Here is a 20,450-nt window from a genome sequence, read left to right as displayed (position 1 = left end):
CCTGAAAATAGCTGTAAGAAGCAAAGGAGAGGGGAGTTCAAAGGCTAATTCGCATTTCTAATTAGCTTTGCCATTCCCGTGAAAATTTACCAACTGATCCTCATTGACCCAAATTGCTTGTTGAGGCACAGAAATGGAAATTCCAGCTTCGTCTAGGGCAAGTTTCAGGCGGCGGCGAAGCTCTCGTGCTACATCCCATTGTTTGAGAGGCTGTGTTTTAATCCAGACGCGAATCATCAAACCGCGATCGCCAAATTGATCTATTCCCAAAACTTGTGGCGGTTCCAAAATATGACGCTGCCATTGCATTTCTTGATTCATCTTCTGGGCAACAGTTTCAATCAATTTTAAAGCGTCTTCTGTATCGGCTTGGTAAGCGATCGGGATTGTTAAATCCGCTCGTGACCAACGACTAGAAAGATTGGCAACAACTTTAATTTCACCATTGGGAATCGTGATCAAACGCCCTTCCGAATCCCGGACTTGGGTCATCCGCAGATTCAGATTTTCTACTAAACCTCCCACGTCTCCGACAGTAATGACATCGCCTAAAGCGTACTGGTCTTCTAGAATGATCAAAAAACCGTTAATCGCATCTTTAATTAAGTTTTGCGAGGCCAGAGACACTGCAACACCAACTAAACTGGCACCCGCTAGCAAGGGAACGATATCTATCCCCAATGATATCAGCGCTAGTAAGATCCCAACTACCACGCAGATAATAGTAGCAATACTTTTAGTTACACCAGAAAATGTGGAAACTCGCAGTTGCAGACGTTCAGAACTTTCTGGGGTTAGGAAAGCACGACTGATGATCAGAGTGCTGGTGAAGCGTTCAATTAGGGCGTAGGTCAAACGAATCGCTACATAGGTTCCCAGGAATACGACACCTAATCGCAAGGGAAATTGGGCGGCGGTGAGAATTCCTACCTGAAACCCTCGTGTATAGGGAAATAGACCCAAAATAAAGAAGCTTCCACTCCCCCAAATTCCGGCTTGAGTTAGTTGAAACAATCGTCTTTTGACTTCTTGGAGATGCTGCTTTTGCTGTTTATTCAGTTGGGTTGTAATTGGTTGATCTGTTGGGGAAGTTGGGGAGTTTAGGAACCCTCTGGGGGGTTGGGAGGCAATAGGGTATACTAAATCCTTTTTGGAACGTCGCTGCCAGCTATATACGCCCCAACTCATGACAATCATTGCCAGTCCGATGCCCGCAGCAATTTTACCTTGGTCGATTAAAAATTGAGTTTGTCTTTCCTGCTTTGCTTCTTGCAAATCTTCTTCTAACTTTTGGGTGATTTGATCTGCCGATGTTGACATATCTACCTGTCGCAGTCTGGCATCCTCGGAAGTGATGGTCATCAGATATTGACCGTTAACATAAATTACTGGTAGTTCGTTTACTTTGCGAACTTCTACCTTGACTGCTGTTTTCGCTGGTGATTGAAAGTAATTTTGGCTAATTTTCTTCAACTTCTTTTGAATGTCTTCTGAACGCTCAGGAAAGTTGGTTTTTGATGCCGCTATCTGAAATAACCCCCGACCATCTAAATAAATCCAGCCCGAAACAACTCGATCATTTGAATCAGTACTCACATTGCTGGGAGCTTGCAGTTGCGGTAAAAAAGGAATCTGGGCTGTGGCTTTTGGCACAGATACAACGGCTATGGCCATTGAAGTAGCGATCGCCAAAAATTGAAAGCGCACTCAAACACCTCCTTGAGTAAAATTTACTATTGACTACTTGTATAACTATCCTCCGCAATTAATTTTAGTAAATGTACTTATCTGAAGTTGCGGTTTTCCCTTTAGATGATGTTTTTTTGCTATTTATCTATCTTTAGACAGATGACAAAAAAGTTTAAATCAACGATTAGTGCTGATAAAAGTCTTACTCTTACCAAAGATAAAACAAAAAGGAAGAAGCTGGAGATGAAGTTGACATTAGGCTAATCAAACGTCAAGCTAGTTTTGAGGACTCTTGACTAGTAATTTGCTTTCTTTCCAGCAAAAATCGCCAGTAGTAGAATAACCTAGTAGAGTGCGTAAATTTTACGTAGCCTTTTTAATTTTTTGAGGAAACTTTTGATGACCGCAACTTCTCCCCGATTAAAGCACGAGGTTAAAGACCTCGGCCTAGCTGCCTTGGGAAGACAGCGTATTGAATGGGCTGGACGCGAAATGCCAGTTTTGCGGCAAATCCGCGATCGCTTCGCCATAGAAAAACCCTTCGCTGGCTTACGCCTTGTAGCTTGCGCCCACATTACAACAGAAACAGCACATTTGGCGATCGCTCTGAAAGCCGGTGGTGCAGACGCGCTTTTAATTGCTAGTAATCCCTTATCAACTCAAGATGACGTAGCCGCTAGCCTCGTCCTCGATCATGAAATTCCCGTCTTTGCTCAAAAAGGCGAAGATAACGAAACTTACAGCCGCCACGTTCAAATCGCCCTAGATCACCGCCCCAACATCATCATTGATGACGGTAGTGATGTGGTTGCGACATTAATCCAAGAGCGCCAACACCAAATCGCCGATTTGATTGGCACCACTGAAGAAACCACAACCGGAATTGTGCGCCTCCGCGCCATGTTCAAAGATGGCGTTCTCACCTTCCCCGCAGTCAACGTCAACGATGCTGATACCAAGCACTTCTTTGATAACCGCTATGGTACTGGGCAATCGACCCTAGACGGCATTATCCGCGCCACAAATATTCTGCTGGCTGGTAAAAACATTGTCGTAGTTGGTTACGGCTGGTGTGGTAAAGGTACAGCCCTCCGCGCCCGTGGCATGGGTGGTAATGTGATTGTTACCGAAATTGACCCCATCAAGGCAATTGAAGCCGTAATGGATGGTTTCCGCGTCCTGCCAATGGCAGAAGCTGCTAAAGTTGGTGATTTGTTTATCACAGTTACCGGTAACAAGCACGTAATTCGCGCCGAGCATTTTGATACCATGAAAGACGGTGCGATCGTTTGTAACTCCGGTCACTTTGATATTGAACTTGACTTGAAATACTTGGCTTCTCAAGCTAAGGAAATCAAGGAAGTCCGTCCTTTCACTGAAGAGTATAAGTTGACAACTGGTAAATCAGTTGTCGTTCTCGGACAAGGACGTTTGATTAACCTAGCTGCGGCTGAAGGACATCCCAGCGCGGTTATGGATATGAGCTTTGCTAACCAAGCTTTAGCTGTTGAATACCTAGTGAAGAATAAAGGTAAGTTAGCACCTGGTTTGCACTCAATTCCTATTGATGTGGATCAAGAAATTGCTCGTTTGAAGTTGGAAGCTATTGGAATTAAGATTGATAGCCTAACACCAGATCAAATTGAGTACATCAATTCCTGGACTACTGGAACTTGATGATTGATTAATTGATTTTTTAGGGGATAGGCTTTTGGACTTATCCCTTTTTTTGTATTTAGTGCAAAGGAGCAAAGGGAGGAATACATTAGACTTCTTGCATAAATCAAAAATTAAGAACCCCACCCCGCCAAAGCTACGCTTTGTCTCCCCTCCCCGCAAGTGAGGAGGGGATTTAGGCTGGGGTGTTTGGGACTTTTGCAAGAGGTCTATTACTGAAAAAATTAGGTATGATAGGATATAAAATATTATTTTAAATTTCCATGTCAGCGAAAGATATCTTTCACAATGCAGTTCGTTTAGCTTTAGAAAAGGATAATTGGTTTATTACTCATGATCCTTTATCTATTACAGTAGATGGTATCGAATTTCGTATTGATTTAGGAGCAGAAAGACTTTTAGCAGCAGAAAAGGATGGGCAAAAAATAGCAGTCGAGGTCAAATCTTTTCTAGGTAAATCAGAAATAGCGATCGCTAATAACCCACAAATTAGTTTTATCTTTTAAAGTAGAAAGTAGTTTGATTGAAGTGTTTGTTACTACCAATGAAACTTTTAGGTTTAGTCTTGCCAGTCCTGTTGCAGCTTTGCACGCCTGCTATGGCAGTTGAGTTGAAAGGACAAAATATTGATGGTCAAAAGCTGCCTGCTAGAGCTTATTACTATGCAACTGGTGGTGTCTACAAAGTTCACGTACGCTTTCACAACAGACGAGCCACAATTTACTTTGACGACGGCAACCAAACAACCATAACCTTGAACCAGCAGGTAATTACTGACTCAAAGAATATTGAAGGTTTTGGAAAACTAGGGCAATATCCTGTAAATAGCACGTTCAGTGTTGGGTTGGTCTATGACAATAATTGGCTTGGCAGCAGTGATAGTCAATTCCAACAATCCAATCTACTAGACGGGTTGTGGAAAATTAGTTTGGAGTGAATACTAATGTTTCCTAATTTTCTGCCATTACGAGTTAATTAACTAATAGACCCAAAAAGGTTCTGGCAATTTGGCATAACTTGTCTGTGTTTTGCGGTTTAAATGAGATATCAACAGAACAAAACAGCCACGAATCGCCAGTTGTTGACCCAACGCTATAGAATAACTCAGCAGCCAATTCATAGCGCTTGGCTCATTAAGCATTTTACCAGAGCTACTGCATCAATAGCCTAACTAACTGTTGAGTAATAGGAAAACCTGTTTTTTCCTCAAAATGCAAAAACATTGGACTGGGGTTTGCTTCGAGGAAAACATATTCGCCGCTAGGTTTTAGACGCCAGTCAATGGCTGTCCACTCCAACATCAATACTTTCGCAATGTCTAAACATTGCTTTTGAATCGAAGAAGGTAGTTCTAATGGAATCAATTCAGTTTTTTCGTCTAGGCGAAAATCTAACTGACTAGTGCGAATCTCAGCAGCATAAATTGACTCACCAATTACATAGCTACGAATATTAGTACCAGGAATATATTCCTGTATCTTAACCGGAGAAATTCGTAGTGCTAAACTCAATCTTTTTGGGTCTAGATGCTCTGCTGTTACTAATTTAGTATATGTGCCTCCATAGACAGGCTTAAAGATAGCTTTATCTAAAGAGTCAGTAAAGTGAATAATTTGTTCTGGATCATTACTGACAAGAGTCTGGGGAATTGAAACCCCTATATTGTTCACCATACTTAGTTGTAGAGGTTTTTCTTTATGAAGCTGGTACGCTTGCCAGGAATTTACCCAACGCCCCCGACAAGCCTGCATGAAAGAGCGCAGAGTACTCATTGAATCATTGATCGCAATGTCCTGCTGGTGAGAATTGTTTAAAAACGGCACATAAACACCACAAAAACTTCGCCAGAAAACACTATGTATTTCTCCAATTTCTAACTTAACTCCTTGAGGTAATATTAAACTTCCTATTTGTGTTTTTGGCTCCCAAGATATTTTTAATTGAGTTGGGAAAGAATAAGTATCGAAATAATCTGCTGTTGCTCCTGCCTTAGTAAGAGCTTGCTGCATAGCTAATGCATGAGCATCTTGAGAATTACCTAAAATTAAAATGTTCATCTCAAAATAGTAATTTTTTAGAAAAATAATTCCTCAATAACAATACTTCGCCACCAAATTGGCAAAGGTATTGCAATAAAAGTGCAGCATAATATATGGAAGACAGCATTCCAGATATTATGCTGTCATCAGCTAGATTTAAGGCAGTTATTCAAGGTTTTAACCCAAAAATTTTTGGGTTAAGAGCGACCACCTTCTTCACCTAGAGCTACATAAGTGCCCACCACCTTCCTCACCCAGAGCTAGGGTAGTAAACCTACCACCTTCCTCGCCCAGAGCTAGGGTAGTAAACCTACCACCTTCTTCGCCCAGAGCTAGGGTAGTAAACCTACCACCTTCTTCACCTACAGCTTTGGTAAGAGTTGCCAAACCACCACAAACTTGATTAGCTTCGTCATCGCTTAACGCTGTAATCTTTAAATCAACAGATTCGAGTTCAGAAATTTTTAGATCAAATGGATGTTTCATAATTCCGTTTAAGTAGACAGTCGGAAGTAATTGATTTTTTATGGCTACCTTGTAAGCAGCCACAAACAGTTCGTATAATAGCAGTCAACTTATTAGTTATAAATAATGCAAAAAGTTATATAACTTTATAAAGGGAGGAATCCGATTTTGAGGAATGACCCGACGAGATGAGCGATCGCACTTCCCCATACCCCATTTAGCTTATAGGTGGGATTAATTTTGCGATTCTAGGTGGCTGTAGTGATATTTCACGAAATTTGCTGTAGGGGATTATGGGAGGGGTAAGAAGTGCGTAGCTTGCCGCCTTCGGCATCGCGCTAGTTGCAATACGCTTATCGTTCCAGCAAATTTATAACTTATGTTTATGAGGTTTGATTTAATTTGGTCAGTGTAGTACCTTCGGCGGTGTTTATAAAGGTGTCTCGATCTGAAATAATTGCTTGGGGTATTAAATTAGTCGAGTTGGTGGTAACTCCTGGCAGCTTTTTGATCGCAGTGCCAATCGCCATGAACTCGATAATCCCACTACCTAACTGATAAACATAAGTTTTAATCCCAACTACTTGGTCAGCGCCACTATTAGCAGCGTCTGTGGCAATGTGGGCAATAGCTTGTTCCCGTGCTTCATAAATTAATGTAGTCAATTCATTAATTTCACCACGCACAAATGACTTGAATGCTGATGTAATTCCGCCAACAAAACCAAGAGAATATACGGAAACACCCAAAACCAACTTTAAGGGCATATAACCCAGGTTGATCAGGCTCCACATTTCTTGATTAGTTAAATCGCTAGTAATGGGACTTTGACTAAAACCAGAGGTCAGGGCGGGATGATAGGAAGCAGTACCGATCATCACCATCTCTTGCATTGCAGCGAAGGGAATAATCGATGTCTGAATTCCAACCACAGCATTAGCACCAGCATTCTGGGCTTCAGACTGAATTCGCTTTAAGGCTAAGTGACGGGTTTGGTTGAAGATAGTGGAGAATTCTTTAATTTCTCCACGTTTTAAACTTTTGAGTGAGCCGAGTATTCCGCCACCTAATCCAATGGAGTAGGCAACATTGCCAAAGACGAACTTTTTCGGTGCAAATCCGGCATCAATTTGGCAGTAAAGTTCCTGTCCGTCGGCTGAGGTAGAAAATTCTAATTTCTCGGCTTTTTCCTGATTTTGGTGTACACAGGAGCCAATTGAGAGGAATTCGACATTACCAACTTGTTGGACTAATTCATTGTTAACGCCTGTAATTCCAATTCCGCCATGCTTTTCTGCTTCCGCCAACATCCGGGCATAAGCTTTTTGCCTTCCTTCATGAATGATGCTGGTGACTTCGCTGACTTCTCCACCGACAATTGTTTTCAATCCTGATGCAATTCCCCCAATTATTCCCAGTGAAAAGACACTGTTGCCAATGACTAAATCTCCCGGATACATACCCTGTTGTCGAAGACAGAAGATTTCATTGCCAGACAATCCGCTGATTGCAACCATGTCTTTCACTCCACTAACAAATATGAGTATATGATAATCTCCTTCCAAATCAGGAGTTAGTCATTAGTTATAAATCATTACTTATATTCGGGCTTCTAACTAGACAACCATTACCTACTACTAACACCCTTGCTGGGAAAATAATCAACGGGTGCATGGTTGCTTAGTTCATATTGATATTATCAACAACAAAATCTGGATTCAAAGAGATAGTACAGAATACGGTATGTCCAACGAATTTGTGAACGCTGGTATTCCTAAAAATCAAATTGTTCTCGCCTTCCAACCAGCCGATATCAGACAGTATACTGAATTTGCAGTTTCTTAAATTAAGCTTAAAAGCTGCTGCTAAATCTGGAATAGTAGTTGCTATAGCTTAAAAGTCTCAACTTGATATACTAGAAATATACATACATATCTCATGTTAACCGTAACAATTGATGAGATCCAGCAAAACCTAATTAGCTATCTTTACCAAATAGCCGCAGGTGAAAGTATTATTATCATGCAAGAGGTTTTTTTCAGCATTAAATAATCAGCACTCACTCTCAACGATCGCAACAATAATCTATCTGATTCACTTACTTGATTTTTATCTAAAAAGCGATCGCTCCGACTCAGTATTCCAATTATGATGGACTAAAAGGCTTAAGTTTCAACCTCAGAAGCTCAAAAGCACCTTCCTAGCACTCTGGTAAAAAATACTGAAACTATTAAGATTAGAAGCATCTGCCTACTGAATACCCACTAATTTTTCCCAACCATGCCTCTGTCACGCATAGTAACGCTGATTGTTGGTCTGATCGTCATTTTGGGGCTAGCCCTATGGCTAATTGATTCCCTATCGCGCCTCTATTGGCAATTGTCCTATTCGCCGTTGCTGGGCAATTTACTGCTGTTGCTGCTGATTATCCTCATCGGAGCCTTGGTTGCCGCTTTTGTCTATTATGTATTAGTGATTCGATCTGGGGAAAAGCGATCGCGCCGCAACCCGAAGCGAGTGACTGCGGCACAAATTCCGGCTGGCAAATCTGACGCTGCTTCTACAACTCTGTTGGCTGTGCGCCAACAGGTAGGGCAAATTCAAGATGAAGTAGCACGTCAGGCTTTATTAAGTAAATCGCGGGAGATTGAAGCAAATCTAGCGCGGGGTGAAATTCAAGTAGTGGTATTTGGTACCGGGAGTGCTGGCAAAACTTCCCTAGTTAATGCGATTATGGGACGCATGGTTGGTCAAGTGGATGCACCGATGGGTACAACCCAAGTTGGAGAAACTTATTATCTGCGGTTGAAGGGATTAGAACGCAAAATTTTAATTACAGATACGCCAGGGATTTTAGAAGCAGGGGTGGCGGGAACGGAACGGGAACAAATGGCGCGAGAACTGGCGACAGAAGCAGATTTACTGTTGTTTGTGGTGGATAATGACTTACGGCGCTCAGAATATGAGCCACTGCGAGGATTAGCAGAAATTGGTAAGCGATCGCTTTTGGTGCTTAATAAAACTGATTTATATACAGATGAAGATAAAGAAGCCATCCTTGCGAGATTGCGTCAACGGGTACGGGGATTTATTGCTACTAATGATGTAGTGGCGATCGCTGCTAATCCCCAATCTGCACAACTCGAAACTGGCGAAACTTTCCAGCCAGAACCGGATATTATCCCTTTGCTGCGGCGCACGGCTACTGTTTTACGGGCTGAGGGCGAAGATTTGGTGGCGGATAACATTCTTTTGCAATCTCTGCGCTTGGGAGACGAGGCGCGAAAACTCATCGATGGCCAGCGTCGCCGTCAAGCTGACAAAATCGTAGAACGGTTTCAGTGGATTGGTGCTGGTGTCGTATCAGTTACGCCTATACCAGTTGTAGATTTATTGGCGACAGCTGCTGTAAATGCTCAAATGGTTGTGGAAATTGGCAGAGTCTACGGCTGTGAATTGAATATGGAACGGGGACGAGAGTTAGCCCTTTCTTTAGCGAAAACCATCGCCAGTTTGGGCATTGTTAAAGGAGCAATTCAATTATTATCTACAGCTTTGCAACTCAATGTTGCTACTTTTATTATTGGTAGAGCAATTCAAGGCGTGACAGCAGCTTATTTAACGCGAATTGCTGGTAAAAGTTTTATTGAATATTTTCGTCATGATCAAGATTGGGGTGATGGTGGGATGACGGAAGTTGTACAGCGACAGTTTCAAATTAATCGCAGAGATGAATTTATCAAGGCTTTTATTCAAGAAGCGATCGCGCGGGTAGTGAAGCCGTTGACAGATAAAGTTGAAGCGATCGAGGAACAAGAAAGTAGAGAAGATTCTCAATAAATATAAACTTTTTTTACAAATTAGCATCAAAAATGCTCTTGCAAAAAAGCAAGAGCATTGAAATATTTCTAGGAAAAAATACTTTGTTGGATAAGTATCAAAGTAAATTAGCCTATACAGCTTGGAACGCTTTTATTTTACGCTTTAGCCACAAACCCGTAATCCCAGCAAGCACTACCCCGCTAAGAGTGCTAGGTTCTGGAACAGTGGCTAGATCCGCATTAACCACAAGTGTCGCAGACGAACCAGAACTACCTCCAAACAGAAATGGATACGGTAGATACGGGTCTCCAATTTTAAGATCACCCAGAAGTGCACCTCCAATTTAGAAAAATTTTCCACTCCTAGCGTTAATATCTGCAATAGCATTTGAGTTGAGAATAAAACTTAGGATTTCGTCTCGATTGCCAAAGGTACTAACGTTAAAAGTACCGTAATTTTTACCACTTCCCAAATCATTATAAATATTGACATTAGGATTATTCTCTTTTTGACTAAGTACATCAGCAGATGTTGAAACATCAAAAAAACCTAAAGTATTTGTTCGATCTCCTGAACCCTCAAATCGTTGAATTTGCAAAGTTGCTGTGGAGACTTCAGCTAGAGCGCTAAGATCGAATGTAAAAAAGTTATGATAAAGATCCGTGCCCAATCTTCCAGTAAAATAGTTGTCGTTCTCCGTCTGGTTACCACTCACCGTACTCCACAAACCTTGATTTGAACTACTCAAACTAAGAGTTGCTGCTTGTGCTACATTCAGTGTTCCTAATCCGAATCCAACAATAGCAGCCGTAATTGCCAGTTTGTAACAGTTTTTCATGGAATATCCCTTAAATTTGAACCTGTTTAGGTGAAATTCACAAAAATTTTTCTTATGCAATCACTAATTTTCAAGCTACACAGTTGCTCCACAATCAGAGTAACTAAGCGTAGTGAAAAATTTAATATTGAACTAGGATTTTATTAGCACTGTAACTTATGTATTAAATCAAACAAAATTGTTAATAGCATGATAGTACGAGAAATAATATCGTAAGTAAAAATTATGTAAACTTTATATAAAGTTTACATAATTTTTATAACTTCTCCATTTGTCCCTTTAAATTACGTGTGATCTTTTACAAAAAGATAAGAAATAGCTTTTAAGTTTGAGATTTTTTATTAATTATATAGAAATATATCTTTATATTAATATTTAAGAACTTTCATAAACTTTGATAAATTATCCTACTCTTTTTTAAGTAGAAGTACTGAAATAAATCAAGTTTGTATTTTAGTATTAATGTTCTGGAAATCTATTTTTCAATGATTCCGGAAACACGTCGAAATCTCAGTAAATCTAGATAAAAGGACTTACTGAGTAACCAGGTCATGACCCACCACATAATCGGTAAATTACTACAAGGGCGTTACCAAATTGTCCAAAGCCTTGGTGCAGGGGTGTTTGGACAAACATATATTGCTGTAGACGTAGATTATCCAGAGAATCCCCAATGCGTTGTTAAGCAGATTAAAGTTAGCAGTTGCGAACCCGGCTACTTGGAGATGCTGAGGTTACTGTTTCTAACTGAAACCCAAACCCTGAAGCTTCTGGGAAGCCATCACCAAATTCCTGAATTCATCGCCTGCTTTGAAGAAAACGAGCAATTTTATTTAGTGCAAGAGTATATTGAAGGACATGCGCTGACTGCGGAATTGCCCATTAATCAACAGTGGGGGTGTCTGTGGAGTGAAAGCGAAGTTGTAGAATTTTTGATAGATGTCTTAGGTATTCTAGAATTTGTTCACTCTCAAGGCGTTATCCATTGCGATATCAAACCGGAAAACTTGATCAGACGTAATAGCGATGGGAAGTTAATTCTGATTGACTTTGGCTCAATCCAGTCGATCAATTTTGGTATAGGTGCGGAATTGCCCATTTATAGAATTCCTGCCACTTCATTAGGATATATACCGCCAGAGCAATTTATTGGACAAACACAGCCCAATAGTGATATTTATGCTTTGGGTATGATTGCCATTCAGGCTTTAACAGGGTTAGAACCATTACAATTAAAAGCTGATCCTTATGCTAAGGATAATGAAATTTTTTGGCGTTCTCAAAACACGCCAGTTAACGATTATCTAGCTGCTATTCTCAGCCAAATGATCCGCTACGATTATCAAAACCGCTTTCAGTCTGCGGGTGAGGTATTGCGGGTACTCAAACAAATAATCTGGGAAACTCAGCCACCACTATTAGAAGCAGATTCTCAATTTTTGCTAGAGGCGGCGATTGAAGATGATAATTCTCAAAATCTGACATCTGGGAAATTATCACCATTATTAACAGGAATGAAAGTAGGACTGGCAGCTAATTCTTTGGTGATGGGATTTAGTGTATATTCTTTAATTAATGCTTCACCTGCATACTCAGAAACAGATACTTTATCTAAAGCAACCCAAGAATATCAAGCAGGAGATTTGCCAGAGGCGATCGCACTTGCTAAATCAATTCCCTCTCACAGTAATGTTTATCCAGAAGCGCAAGCGACAATTGAAGAATGGCAAGAGCAATGGCAAGTAGCTGCACACCAATATCAAATAGCTGAAACAGCTTTGAATGAAGGCAGATCGTCAGATGTTCTTTATGTTGCTTCTCAAGTTCCAGATATTTTATATTGGCAATCTAAAACAGGTAAATTAGTTCAGCAAGCATACGTTAACATTGAAACACAAACGCAAGATTTATTAGCAAAAGCTTACGAAAGAGCCGGGGAAAAAGATTTTTCTACTGCATTACAATATCTGCGTCAAATTCCTCAAGAAAGTCATGCTGGTACTTTAGTTCAAGAAAAGTTGGCTGAATACAATCGAAAACGGCAGATCAGAGCAGCCTACTTTTTACAGAAAGCATATAAACAAGCATCTATTGGTGATTTTGATCGGGCTGTCAAACTTCTCCGAAATATTCCCCAAGATACTCTAGTTTATGCTCAAGCTCAAGTCAAATTAAATGAGTATACTCAAAAACAACGGGTGCTGGCTGATAATCAAAAGGTAGCTTTTGCAAAAAGAACAAATTTATTCGTTCCTAAAAACTCAGTCACTAAGGTTGAATATCTTCAGGGAGCAAATTACCTGCAAGAAGTTAATATTCGGTAGTTACAGCAATTTTTAAATGCGTGGAATACAATCATTGTCGGGGCACAATATATTGTGCCCCTACTCTCATTAGGGTGGGCTTTTCGCCCCACCCCACAAGAGTTATATAAATTTTAGATATGCAAACTAGATATGGTTAGGACTTACGCAAAACTACACGCGTAGGGGCAATACCCTGCGGGAAACTAAAGCTACATGAATTGCCCCTACCTAAAAATCAGGATTTCAGCTATTGTTTGCGTAAGTCCTGATGGTTTAGCTTATCAATTAACTAGACAATTGATTAAGCCCCTTGTTAAAGGTCTGACTTTTCACCGGATCTAGAAAACCGCTCTCGAAACCTCTATTCTGCAAGGAGAGAGGCTTTAAATTCTCCTCCTTCCCTAGTAGGAAAGGGGGCTGGGGGGTTAGGTTTTTGATTACTGAATCGATGCTCTAGGGTATCGTCTGCGGTGGATTAATAGGATTAGGAACTGGGATGATTGGTACGATGATTACAGGCTTTGATTTTTCGCCTTGCAGCTGAATTTTGGCTTGGTTACGCGCCTCTATTGCTTGTTGATAATTAGGCTTGTATTTTATTGCTTGATCGTAAGATGCGATCGCACTCTGATACCGTTTCAAATTGAATAGGGCATTACCTCTGCTATACCAGCTTTCGGAATGGTCTGGTTTATAACGAACTGCCTTATTATAAGACGCGATCGCATCTTCGTATTTCTGTAATATATATTCTGAATTCCCCATATTATACCATAATTGATAATCATTTGGCTTAATTCTTGCGGCTTTATTATAAGATTTTATTGCTTCTACATAGCGTTGTGTTTGATGCAACGACCAGCCCAAATTATACCATGCTTTATAGTTACCAGGATTGTATTTAATTACTTCATTAAAAGATTCAATCGCTTCTGGATAACGTTGTAAATTCAGCAGTACATTACCTCTTGACAACCAAGCTTGATAATAATTTGGCTGGTATTGCACTGCCTTATCATAAGCCGTAAATGCATCTTTGTAGCGTTGTAAATTCACTAGAGCATTCCCAATATTATACCAGGCTTGCTCATAGTTTGGTTTTAAATCAACAACTTTTTGGTAGGCGGTGATCGCTTCTTCATATCGCTTAGAATTCTGCAAAGCTAATCCTTTTTTGTACCAAGCTTCATAATTATCTGGTTTGAGTTCAATCGCTTTCTCATAAGATTTAATTGCTTGGTCATATTGATTTAAATTACTGAAAGCTTCACCTTTAGCATTCCAGACTTCTGAGTTATCATTATTTAATTGTAAGGCTTTGTCAAAAGAGGCGATCGCTTCTCGATATCGCTGTAAATTTCCTAATACAAAACCCCGTCCAATCCAAGCTTCTAAATAATCTGGCTGAATTTGAATTGCTTTGTCATATGCCACTAATGCTTCTTTGTATTTTTTTAATTTATCCAGCGTTTTGCCTTGACCATTCCAGCCTTGAGAATAATCTGGTCTAATATTAACTGCTTTTTCATATACTGCTAGCGCGTCTTGATAGCGTTGCAAATCAAAAAGCGTATTTCCTTGTTTGGATAACTCTATGGCGTTATTGGAATTAATGTGATTCAGAATAAATATTGATGCTACTCCGCTGACCCCAAATAAAAATATCGCTAGTAAAATTTTACTCAATATACCTTTTTTCGGTTGAGGTTTGTTGATATTTTTGGGTAGAGAAATAGGAGAGATAGGAGTTAATGCTATTGTCTGCGCGGGTGGTTGTGTTAACTCTTTCAGTGCTTGTAATGCTACAGTTGCCGAAGGGTAGCGTTGTCGAAAGTCGTAGCACACCATCTTATCTAAGAATTGAGCGAATTCTGGCGTTACCGTGGCTTGATTATGCCAGATAATTTCATTAGTATCAGCATCTTTTACTATTTCCTCTGGTGATAATCCAGTCAGAGCTTGAATAGCAATTATTCCCGTAGCATAGATATCACTACTTAATTTTGGCGTACCATGAGCTTGTTCACCAGGAATATATCCAGGCGTACCTATAGCAACAGTAGCTATAGTTTGACCTTGAGGAGTAATAATTTGAGTAGTAATTTGTTTAACTGCACCAAAATCAATTAAGATTAATTTGCCATCTGGTTGGCGTCTGAGGATATTTCGGGGATTAACATCACGGTGAATTACATTCTGTTGATGGACAAATTCTAAGATTGTCAAAAGTTCTTGTAAAAGTGAAATTACTTGGTCTTGATTTAGGGTTTTACCTGGGGTTAATTCTTGACTCAGGTCGTGACCTTCAATCAATTCCTGTACAAGATAGAATTCGGCATTTTCCTCAAAATAAGCTAAAAGTTGCGGAATGCGATCGTGAGTTCCTAATTTATATAGAACTTGTGCTTCTGTATCAAATAAACGCCTAGCTGTCTCCAAAGTTATTGGATCACTTGCCTGGAGCTTAAGTTTCTTAACAACACATGGAGGTGAACCGGGTAATTGGGTATCACAAGCCACAAAGGTTTCACCAAAACCCCCACCTCCCAAGTTACTAATAATTTGGTATCTTCCTACAAGTGTGTTTCCTAGCATCTTGTTTGCCTACTTAAGTGCGATGCGATCTGATTTCAATCTTGCCACACGTTAAGGGAGAATGAGGCAGTGGGGAGCAAATAAGAAACCCCTTATATCAAGCCTTGCCTCGTATTTCCTAATTATGAATTACAAATTACGAATTATGAATTAGTATGATTCCTATTAGTGATAATATTCGTTGTCGGAGTAAGCCAATTATTAATTACTGGCTGATTGGCATTAATGTTACCGTATTTTTATGGGAACTTCAACTAGAATTTAGTGGTGGATTGGGCTATTTTGTCAATAGTTGGGGGGTGATTCCAGCGCAGATTAGTAGGGCAATTATAAATGCACTCTTCTTTAACAATGCTGCTTGGATAATTGTAATTTGGCGAACAATTTCACTATTTTTGGGAATATTTATACATGGCAGTTTTAGTCAGATATTGGGAAATCTGCTATTTTTGTGGGTTTTTGGGAAGACTGTAGAAAATCTTCTCGGACATAGGCGCTATCTAGGATTTTATCTAGCTGCTGGCGCGATCGCTTCTTTAGTCCAAATTCTGATTGAGCCGAGTTTGACAGTACCATTAATTGGGAGCAATGGCGCGATCGCAGCTATTTTAGGAGCATATGTCATGAAGTTTCCTCAAGCTAAAATTGACACAATTTTGCCCCTAATAATTTTGTATATCCCTATCGAAGTTCCCGCCTTTTTCTATATATTTTGGTGGTTTGCACAACAATTATTTTATAGTATTGGCAGTTTAAATATTCCCCCCCTTGGTGTAAATCAATCGGGTGTTGTCTTCTGGGGGCAGATTGCAGGATTATTAATTGGTGCAGGTTTCATGCGTCTGAAGAGATAAGCTTTCTTCAGGTACTTAGCAATTTTTGTCGGCTGGTCATTATTTACCGATGCTGAAAAGATAGATTTATATGCTTGTAACAGTGTTCACCACTACGGTTATTAGAATTAGATTTTAAAAGGTTAAATTTTGAATTTTGAAGTGTTTATGTGCCTTTTGATGGATTGCATTTATGAGCTTAAAAATCCATACTTAATAAAATTAGCGAATGCCTACTCTTCAAATTGGTATTGTTGAGTTATGAGCGGTGTAAAAAATGCTAAATATTCATAAAATTAACGATGAACTGACTAATGAATTAGTAGTTATGCGGCAGCGTGTAGCTGAGTTAGAGCAATCAGAAATATCTTATCAACAAAGACAAGCAGCGCTTGAGGAAAAATTAACAGAACTAGGAACAAAACTGGCAATAGCAGCACAAAATCCTCAGATTCAAGTTGTTGAGTATGACATTCTATGTCATCTTGAACAGGGGACATCCACAGCCTTGAATCTGCCAAATCACTCCAAAGAATACGCTCATTTACTCGAACGAGAACGGACAGCCCGTAAAGAAGCAGAAATCGCCAACAAAATCAAAAATGAGTTTCTGGCGGTTCTCTCCCATGAACTGCGAACCCCACTCAACTCCATCCTGGGGTGGTCGAAAATGCTGCGGACTGGCAAGTTTGATGAAAAAACCACTAACCGCGCCTTGGAAACCATTGAACGCAACGCCAAGTTACAAACCCAGCTAATTGAAGATTTGTTAGATGTGTCTCGCATCCTCCAAGGAAAATTAAATCTGAATATCTGTCCGGTGAACTTGGTAATGGTAGTTGAAGCAGCACTAGAAACCGTACAACTAGCAGCACAAGCTAAGTCAATTCAAATTCAGACCATATTTGATCCCACTTTAGGACAAGTGATGGGCGACTCAAATCGGCTTCAACAAGTTGTGTGGAATTTACTATCCAATGCAGTAAAATTTACACCAATAGGAGGACGGGTAGAAATTCGACTCATGGAAGCTGATAAGCAGGCTCAGATTCAGGTTAGCGATACAGGTAAGGGAATTCCGCCAGAGTTTTTGCCTTATCTGTTCGATTACTTTCGCCAAGCTGATAGTACAACTACGCGGACATTTGGTGGATTAGGTTTAGGATTAGCGATCGCACGTAAAGTTGTAGAGATGCATGGGGGAAATGTTCAAGCCGAAAGTCCTGGAGAAGGATTGGGTGCAACCTTCACTGTTGAGTTACCGCTTTTGGTCAGAAGTGAACATATTGGGCGTGAAGAGAACGAGTCTTTAGATTCTCAGCCGGAATCTTCGCTGCTTTCAGACACTCAAATTTTGGTGGTGGACGATGAACCCGATATCCGCGACTTGATTACCTTTATTTTGCAAGACTACGGCGTAGAAGTAACTCCCGTAGCATCAGCACAGGAAGCATTACAAGCGCTGTCTGAATCGATACCAGATGTTTTAATTAGTGATATTGGAATGCCAAAGACAGACGGTTATATGCTGATGCGTGAAGTGAGGGCGCGATCGCCTCAACAAGGAGGATTGGTACCAGCGATCGCTCTGACAGCCTATGCAGGGGAAATGAATCAGCAGCAAGCACTAGCAGCAGGATTTCAAAGGCATATTTCTAAACCCGTAGATCCAGATGTATTGGTGAAAGCGATCGTTGATTTGATTAAGTCAAGCTAATATCACCCAATACCATTCAGTTAGGCTGAATCAGTAACAGACTTATCCGTAAACAAAAAGCTCTAGATTTAGCTATTGATCTGTAACTATTCCAACACCAACCGTCAGTGAAAACAACACAGAAAATAATTAAGTAGCGACTATTTCCTGCACCAAAACGTAAGGCTGGACAATGAGGGTATGAAATCGCTTGTCGCGTTGGCGTAGCTCCCCATTCCATTCTCCCACCTGTACTATCGTAGGTTTAGTAATCAATTGCTCATCAATCCACTGTTGCACCGATGGTATGTTATCACTAGCGATCGCTACTCCAACATCCACCAAGTTTAGCTCAGGTGCCACTAAAATTACTGCATCTCTTTGTACATGAGGAATTAGCCATTCCCACTCTGCCTCATCCAAAATTTCTGTTAATTCCGCTCTTAAATCCGACATCATTTATCAATTTTTCTTGGCTAACAAACTATTTTACATTAAGTAAGTAGGTGAGAATAAATCAAAGTAGATTAAGTAATGTAAAAAATGTTGAGATGTATTCCTAGTGAGGGCTTCAGCCCTCTCTACGAGACGCTACGCGAACAAATTAGGACTAAAGTCCTTACTACAAACCTTGAATTATTCACGCCGCTCTACTTAGAGCTATTGCAAAATTTGAACACCCGCCCGAAAATTTATTTTAGGGCTAATAGCTTAACTCGGTTTAAACAGACTACTTACAGTAGTTTCAGTCCGTTTCAACGCACTTTTGCTATTAGCTAGGGACTTGAGTCCCTGGCAGTTCAAGTATTTTCGCAATAGGTTTATTAATTACTATTTATTAACTCCTAACTCCTGTACAGACGCGATTAATCGCGTCTCTTCTAACTTCATCGTCCTAAATCATGCATCTCGTTAATTACCGTAGTACATTTTTGGGTTAACGCTTGCAATTCCTCTTTATTAGTGGAACTGGGGGCATCAATCAAGTTACCAATTCTCATAGTGATGGGAACTGCGCGAGGTAGGGACGAGCCTTTTTCTAAAATCCTCTCAGTACCCCAGAGACTCACCGGCAATATTGGGGCTTTTGCTTTCGCCGCCAGCAGTAATGCGCCTCTTTTGGGGTCTGTAATTCGACCATCGGAGGTGCGGGTGCCTTGCAAGAAAACACCGACAGCCCAACCGTTATTGAGATATTCTAGGGCGGAACGGATCGCAGTGCGATCGGCATTTCCCCGACTTACCGGGTAAGCACCGTACAATTTAATCGCTTGCGCCAAAATGGGGATATTAAATAACTCTTCCTTAGCCATGTACGCCACTGGACGACGTACACACATGGAGACAATTGGCGGGTCAAAGTAACTAGCGTGATTACTCACTACCAGCAACGGCCCTGATTGGGGGACATTTTCCGCACCAGAAATCTGGCCGCGAAAGTAAGCGTGAAACATGGGGCTGACGACCGACCATTTAAAGGCGTGGTAAAGTGCCAGACTGATAAACGGTTCGCGGTTTCTGTCCACAGAAGATAATTAAAATCAGACTTAATTTAGCATAAGCGATCGCAACACCCAGAGCAAACGCAAAAAAGCTATAGAAACCCAAGCTACTAATTTCGACAATTTGAGTTGACGCTGAGTGAGCTTTTTTACTACATTCCTTAGCTTTTAAAATATCCTTTTAGGGAGAATTTATTTTTTGTATTCTTTTAAATGATGAATTGCTACACCCCTCTGGGAATACTAGATATGAAAATCGTCAGGATTTAGCATTATTTTATTAAAGGGAAATATGATCAATTCCAGCGCAATATTCCCTTTAGTGCCTTTGTCCAAGCCTTTCGCAATTTGATCGGGCAATTGCTCTCAGAATCAGATGCTCAACTGCAAGCCGGGAAAAGCAATATAGTATCAGCTGTTGGGCAATATGCACAGGTAATTATTGAAGTCATTCCCGAATTAGTCAGGATAATTGGTGAGCAACCACCAGCCCCAGAACTATCAGGAACAGCAGCACAAAATAGATTTAATTTATTATTCCAGAAATTCACTCAAGTCTTTATGCAGGCTGAACATCCATTAGTGATGTTTTTGGATGACTTGGAACAATACGATCGCGCCATCGCCCTCGCCAAAGAAAACCAATTCCTCAACGAAGAAGCCCTTGCGGACGAACTTGCCGCCAAATTCTATCTCGATTGGGGCAAAGAAAAAATCGCTCAAGTCTACATGACAGAAGCTTATTATTGTTACGCCCGTTGGGGGGCAAAAGCCAAAGTTGTTGATTTAGAAACCCGCTATCCGCAACTACTCTTCACAATTTTGCAAAAAGTTTTATTCACGTCAAGTCGACACCAAGTCAAGGAACAGAATTTATCATCACTTTACCTATCAACTGGAGTTTAGACTAAAAGCGATAAGAGAGAACGCAAATCAAAAGGAATTAGAGGTTAAAAATATTATCTTGTCAGCCTTAAAGCATCCTGAC

General features: G+C 40.4%; 15 protein-coding genes and 3 pseudogenes. 9 read left to right on the top strand and 9 right to left on the bottom strand.

The annotated features are described in order from the left end of the window. Positions 1 to 57: 57 nt before the first annotated feature. Positions 58 to 1,707, bottom strand: coding sequence for a mechanosensitive ion channel family protein (locus V7K15_RS18600; protein ID WP_334907488.1), 1,650 nt, complete (start codon positions 1,705 to 1,707; stop codon positions 58 to 60). 381 nt (positions 1,708 to 2,088) lie between these two features. On the opposite strand from V7K15_RS18600, the gene ahcY reads away from it, so the two are divergent. The 3 genes and pseudogenes from ahcY (at position 2,089) to V7K15_RS18585 (ending at position 4,303) form a co-directional block, all read left to right on the top strand. After that, positions 2,089 to 3,366 (top strand): adenosylhomocysteinase, encoded by a 1,278-nt coding sequence (gene ahcY / locus V7K15_RS18595; protein ID WP_334907486.1) that lies wholly within the window; start codon positions 2,089 to 2,091, stop codon positions 3,364 to 3,366. Positions 3,367 to 3,629: 263 nt separating this feature from the next. Further along, a pseudogene (locus tag V7K15_RS18590) lies at positions 3,630 to 3,833 on the top strand (element excision factor XisH family protein); the annotation flags it as partial. Positions 3,834 to 3,910: 77 nt separating this feature from the next. After that, positions 3,911 to 4,303: a hypothetical protein gene (locus tag V7K15_RS18585; RefSeq protein WP_334907484.1), complete on the top strand. Its 393-nt coding sequence runs from the start codon at positions 3,911 to 3,913 to the stop codon at positions 4,301 to 4,303. Between the two features lie 214 nt (positions 4,304 to 4,517). Here V7K15_RS18585 and V7K15_RS18580 read toward each other — a convergent pair whose 3' ends face one another. The 3 genes from V7K15_RS18580 to V7K15_RS18570 all read right to left on the bottom strand — a co-directional run bounded on the left by V7K15_RS18580 (position 4,518) and on the right by V7K15_RS18570 (position 7,387). Beyond that, positions 4,518 to 5,423 (bottom strand): MvdC/MvdD family ATP grasp protein, encoded by a 906-nt coding sequence (locus V7K15_RS18580; RefSeq protein ID WP_334907482.1) that lies wholly within the window; start codon positions 5,421 to 5,423, stop codon positions 4,518 to 4,520. Between the two features lie 198 nt (positions 5,424 to 5,621). Further along, entirely contained in the window at positions 5,622 to 5,891 is a 270-nt protein-coding gene (locus tag V7K15_RS18575) for a hypothetical protein (protein ID WP_334907480.1), read from the bottom strand. 362 nt (positions 5,892 to 6,253) lie between these two features. Next, positions 6,254 to 7,387, bottom strand: a complete 1,134-nt coding sequence (locus tag V7K15_RS18570) for a heavy metal-binding domain-containing protein (RefSeq protein ID WP_334907478.1) — start codon at positions 7,385 to 7,387, stop codon at positions 6,254 to 6,256. Between the two features lie 151 nt (positions 7,388 to 7,538). On the opposite strand from V7K15_RS18570, the gene V7K15_RS18565 reads away from it, so the two are divergent. Both V7K15_RS18565 and V7K15_RS18560 read left to right on the top strand, forming a co-directional pair. Next, a complete protein-coding gene (locus V7K15_RS18565) occupies positions 7,539 to 7,715 on the top strand; it encodes an element excision factor XisI family protein (protein WP_334907476.1) in 177 nt (58 codons plus the stop codon). Between the two features lie 435 nt (positions 7,716 to 8,150). Then, positions 8,151 to 9,710 (top strand): YcjF family protein, encoded by a 1,560-nt coding sequence (locus V7K15_RS18560; RefSeq protein WP_334907474.1) that lies wholly within the window; start codon positions 8,151 to 8,153, stop codon positions 9,708 to 9,710. Between the two features lie 112 nt (positions 9,711 to 9,822). Here V7K15_RS18560 and V7K15_RS30035 read toward each other — a convergent pair whose 3' ends face one another. After that, on the bottom strand, positions 9,823 to 9,939 hold the full coding sequence (locus tag V7K15_RS30035; RefSeq protein ID WP_442949694.1) for a PEP-CTERM sorting domain-containing protein: 117 nt from the start codon (positions 9,937 to 9,939) through the stop codon (positions 9,823 to 9,825). 96 nt (positions 9,940 to 10,035) lie between these two features. Next, positions 10,036 to 10,530: a hypothetical protein gene (locus V7K15_RS18555; RefSeq protein ID WP_334907472.1), complete on the bottom strand. Its 495-nt coding sequence runs from the start codon at positions 10,528 to 10,530 to the stop codon at positions 10,036 to 10,038. A gap of 551 nt (positions 10,531 to 11,081) precedes the next feature. Here V7K15_RS18555 and V7K15_RS18550 point away from each other — a divergent pair. Next, positions 11,082 to 12,854, top strand: coding sequence for a serine/threonine-protein kinase (locus V7K15_RS18550; protein WP_334907470.1), 1,773 nt, complete (start codon positions 11,082 to 11,084; stop codon positions 12,852 to 12,854). A gap of 435 nt (positions 12,855 to 13,289) precedes the next feature. Here V7K15_RS18550 and V7K15_RS18545 read toward each other — a convergent pair whose 3' ends face one another. After that, positions 13,290 to 15,431 carry a tetratricopeptide repeat protein gene (locus V7K15_RS18545; RefSeq protein WP_334907468.1) on the bottom strand — a complete coding sequence of 714 codons (2,142 nt, stop codon included), beginning with the start codon at positions 15,429 to 15,431 and terminating at the stop codon, positions 13,290 to 13,292. Positions 15,432 to 15,586: 155 nt separating this feature from the next. Between V7K15_RS18545 and V7K15_RS18540 the strand changes: the two genes are divergently transcribed. Both V7K15_RS18540 and V7K15_RS18535 read left to right on the top strand, forming a co-directional pair. Beyond that, a complete protein-coding gene (locus V7K15_RS18540) occupies positions 15,587 to 16,285 on the top strand; it encodes a rhomboid family intramembrane serine protease (RefSeq protein WP_334907466.1) in 699 nt (232 codons plus the stop codon). 523 nt (positions 16,286 to 16,808) lie between these two features. Continuing rightward, a pseudogene (locus V7K15_RS18535) lies at positions 16,809 to 17,981 on the top strand (hybrid sensor histidine kinase/response regulator); the annotation flags it as partial. A gap of 129 nt (positions 17,982 to 18,110) precedes the next feature. On the opposite strand, the gene V7K15_RS18530 reads toward V7K15_RS18535, so the two are convergent. Both V7K15_RS18530 and V7K15_RS18525 read right to left on the bottom strand, forming a co-directional pair. After that, positions 18,111 to 18,416: a DUF2288 domain-containing protein gene (locus tag V7K15_RS18530; RefSeq protein ID WP_334907545.1), complete on the bottom strand. Its 306-nt coding sequence runs from the start codon at positions 18,414 to 18,416 to the stop codon at positions 18,111 to 18,113. A 431-nt stretch (positions 18,417 to 18,847) separates the two neighbouring features. Continuing rightward, complete coding sequence (locus V7K15_RS18525) at positions 18,848 to 19,486, bottom strand: lysophospholipid acyltransferase family protein (RefSeq protein ID WP_334907464.1); 639 nt, start codon at positions 19,484 to 19,486, stop codon at positions 18,848 to 18,850. Positions 19,487 to 19,735: 249 nt separating this feature from the next. On the opposite strand from V7K15_RS18525, the pseudogene V7K15_RS18520 reads away from it, so the two are divergent. Continuing rightward, positions 19,736 to 20,083 (top strand): annotated as a pseudogene (locus tag V7K15_RS18520) (AAA family ATPase); the annotation flags it as partial. Between the last annotated feature and the right edge of the window lie 367 nt (positions 20,084 to 20,450).

This window comes from Nostoc sp. (genome assembly GCF_036919815.1).
GTDB lineage: Bacteria > Cyanobacteriota > Cyanobacteriia > Cyanobacteriales > Nostocaceae > Nostoc.
Note: the sequence above shows the minus strand (reverse complement) of the source record. Positions and strands in the feature narration are given on the sequence as shown.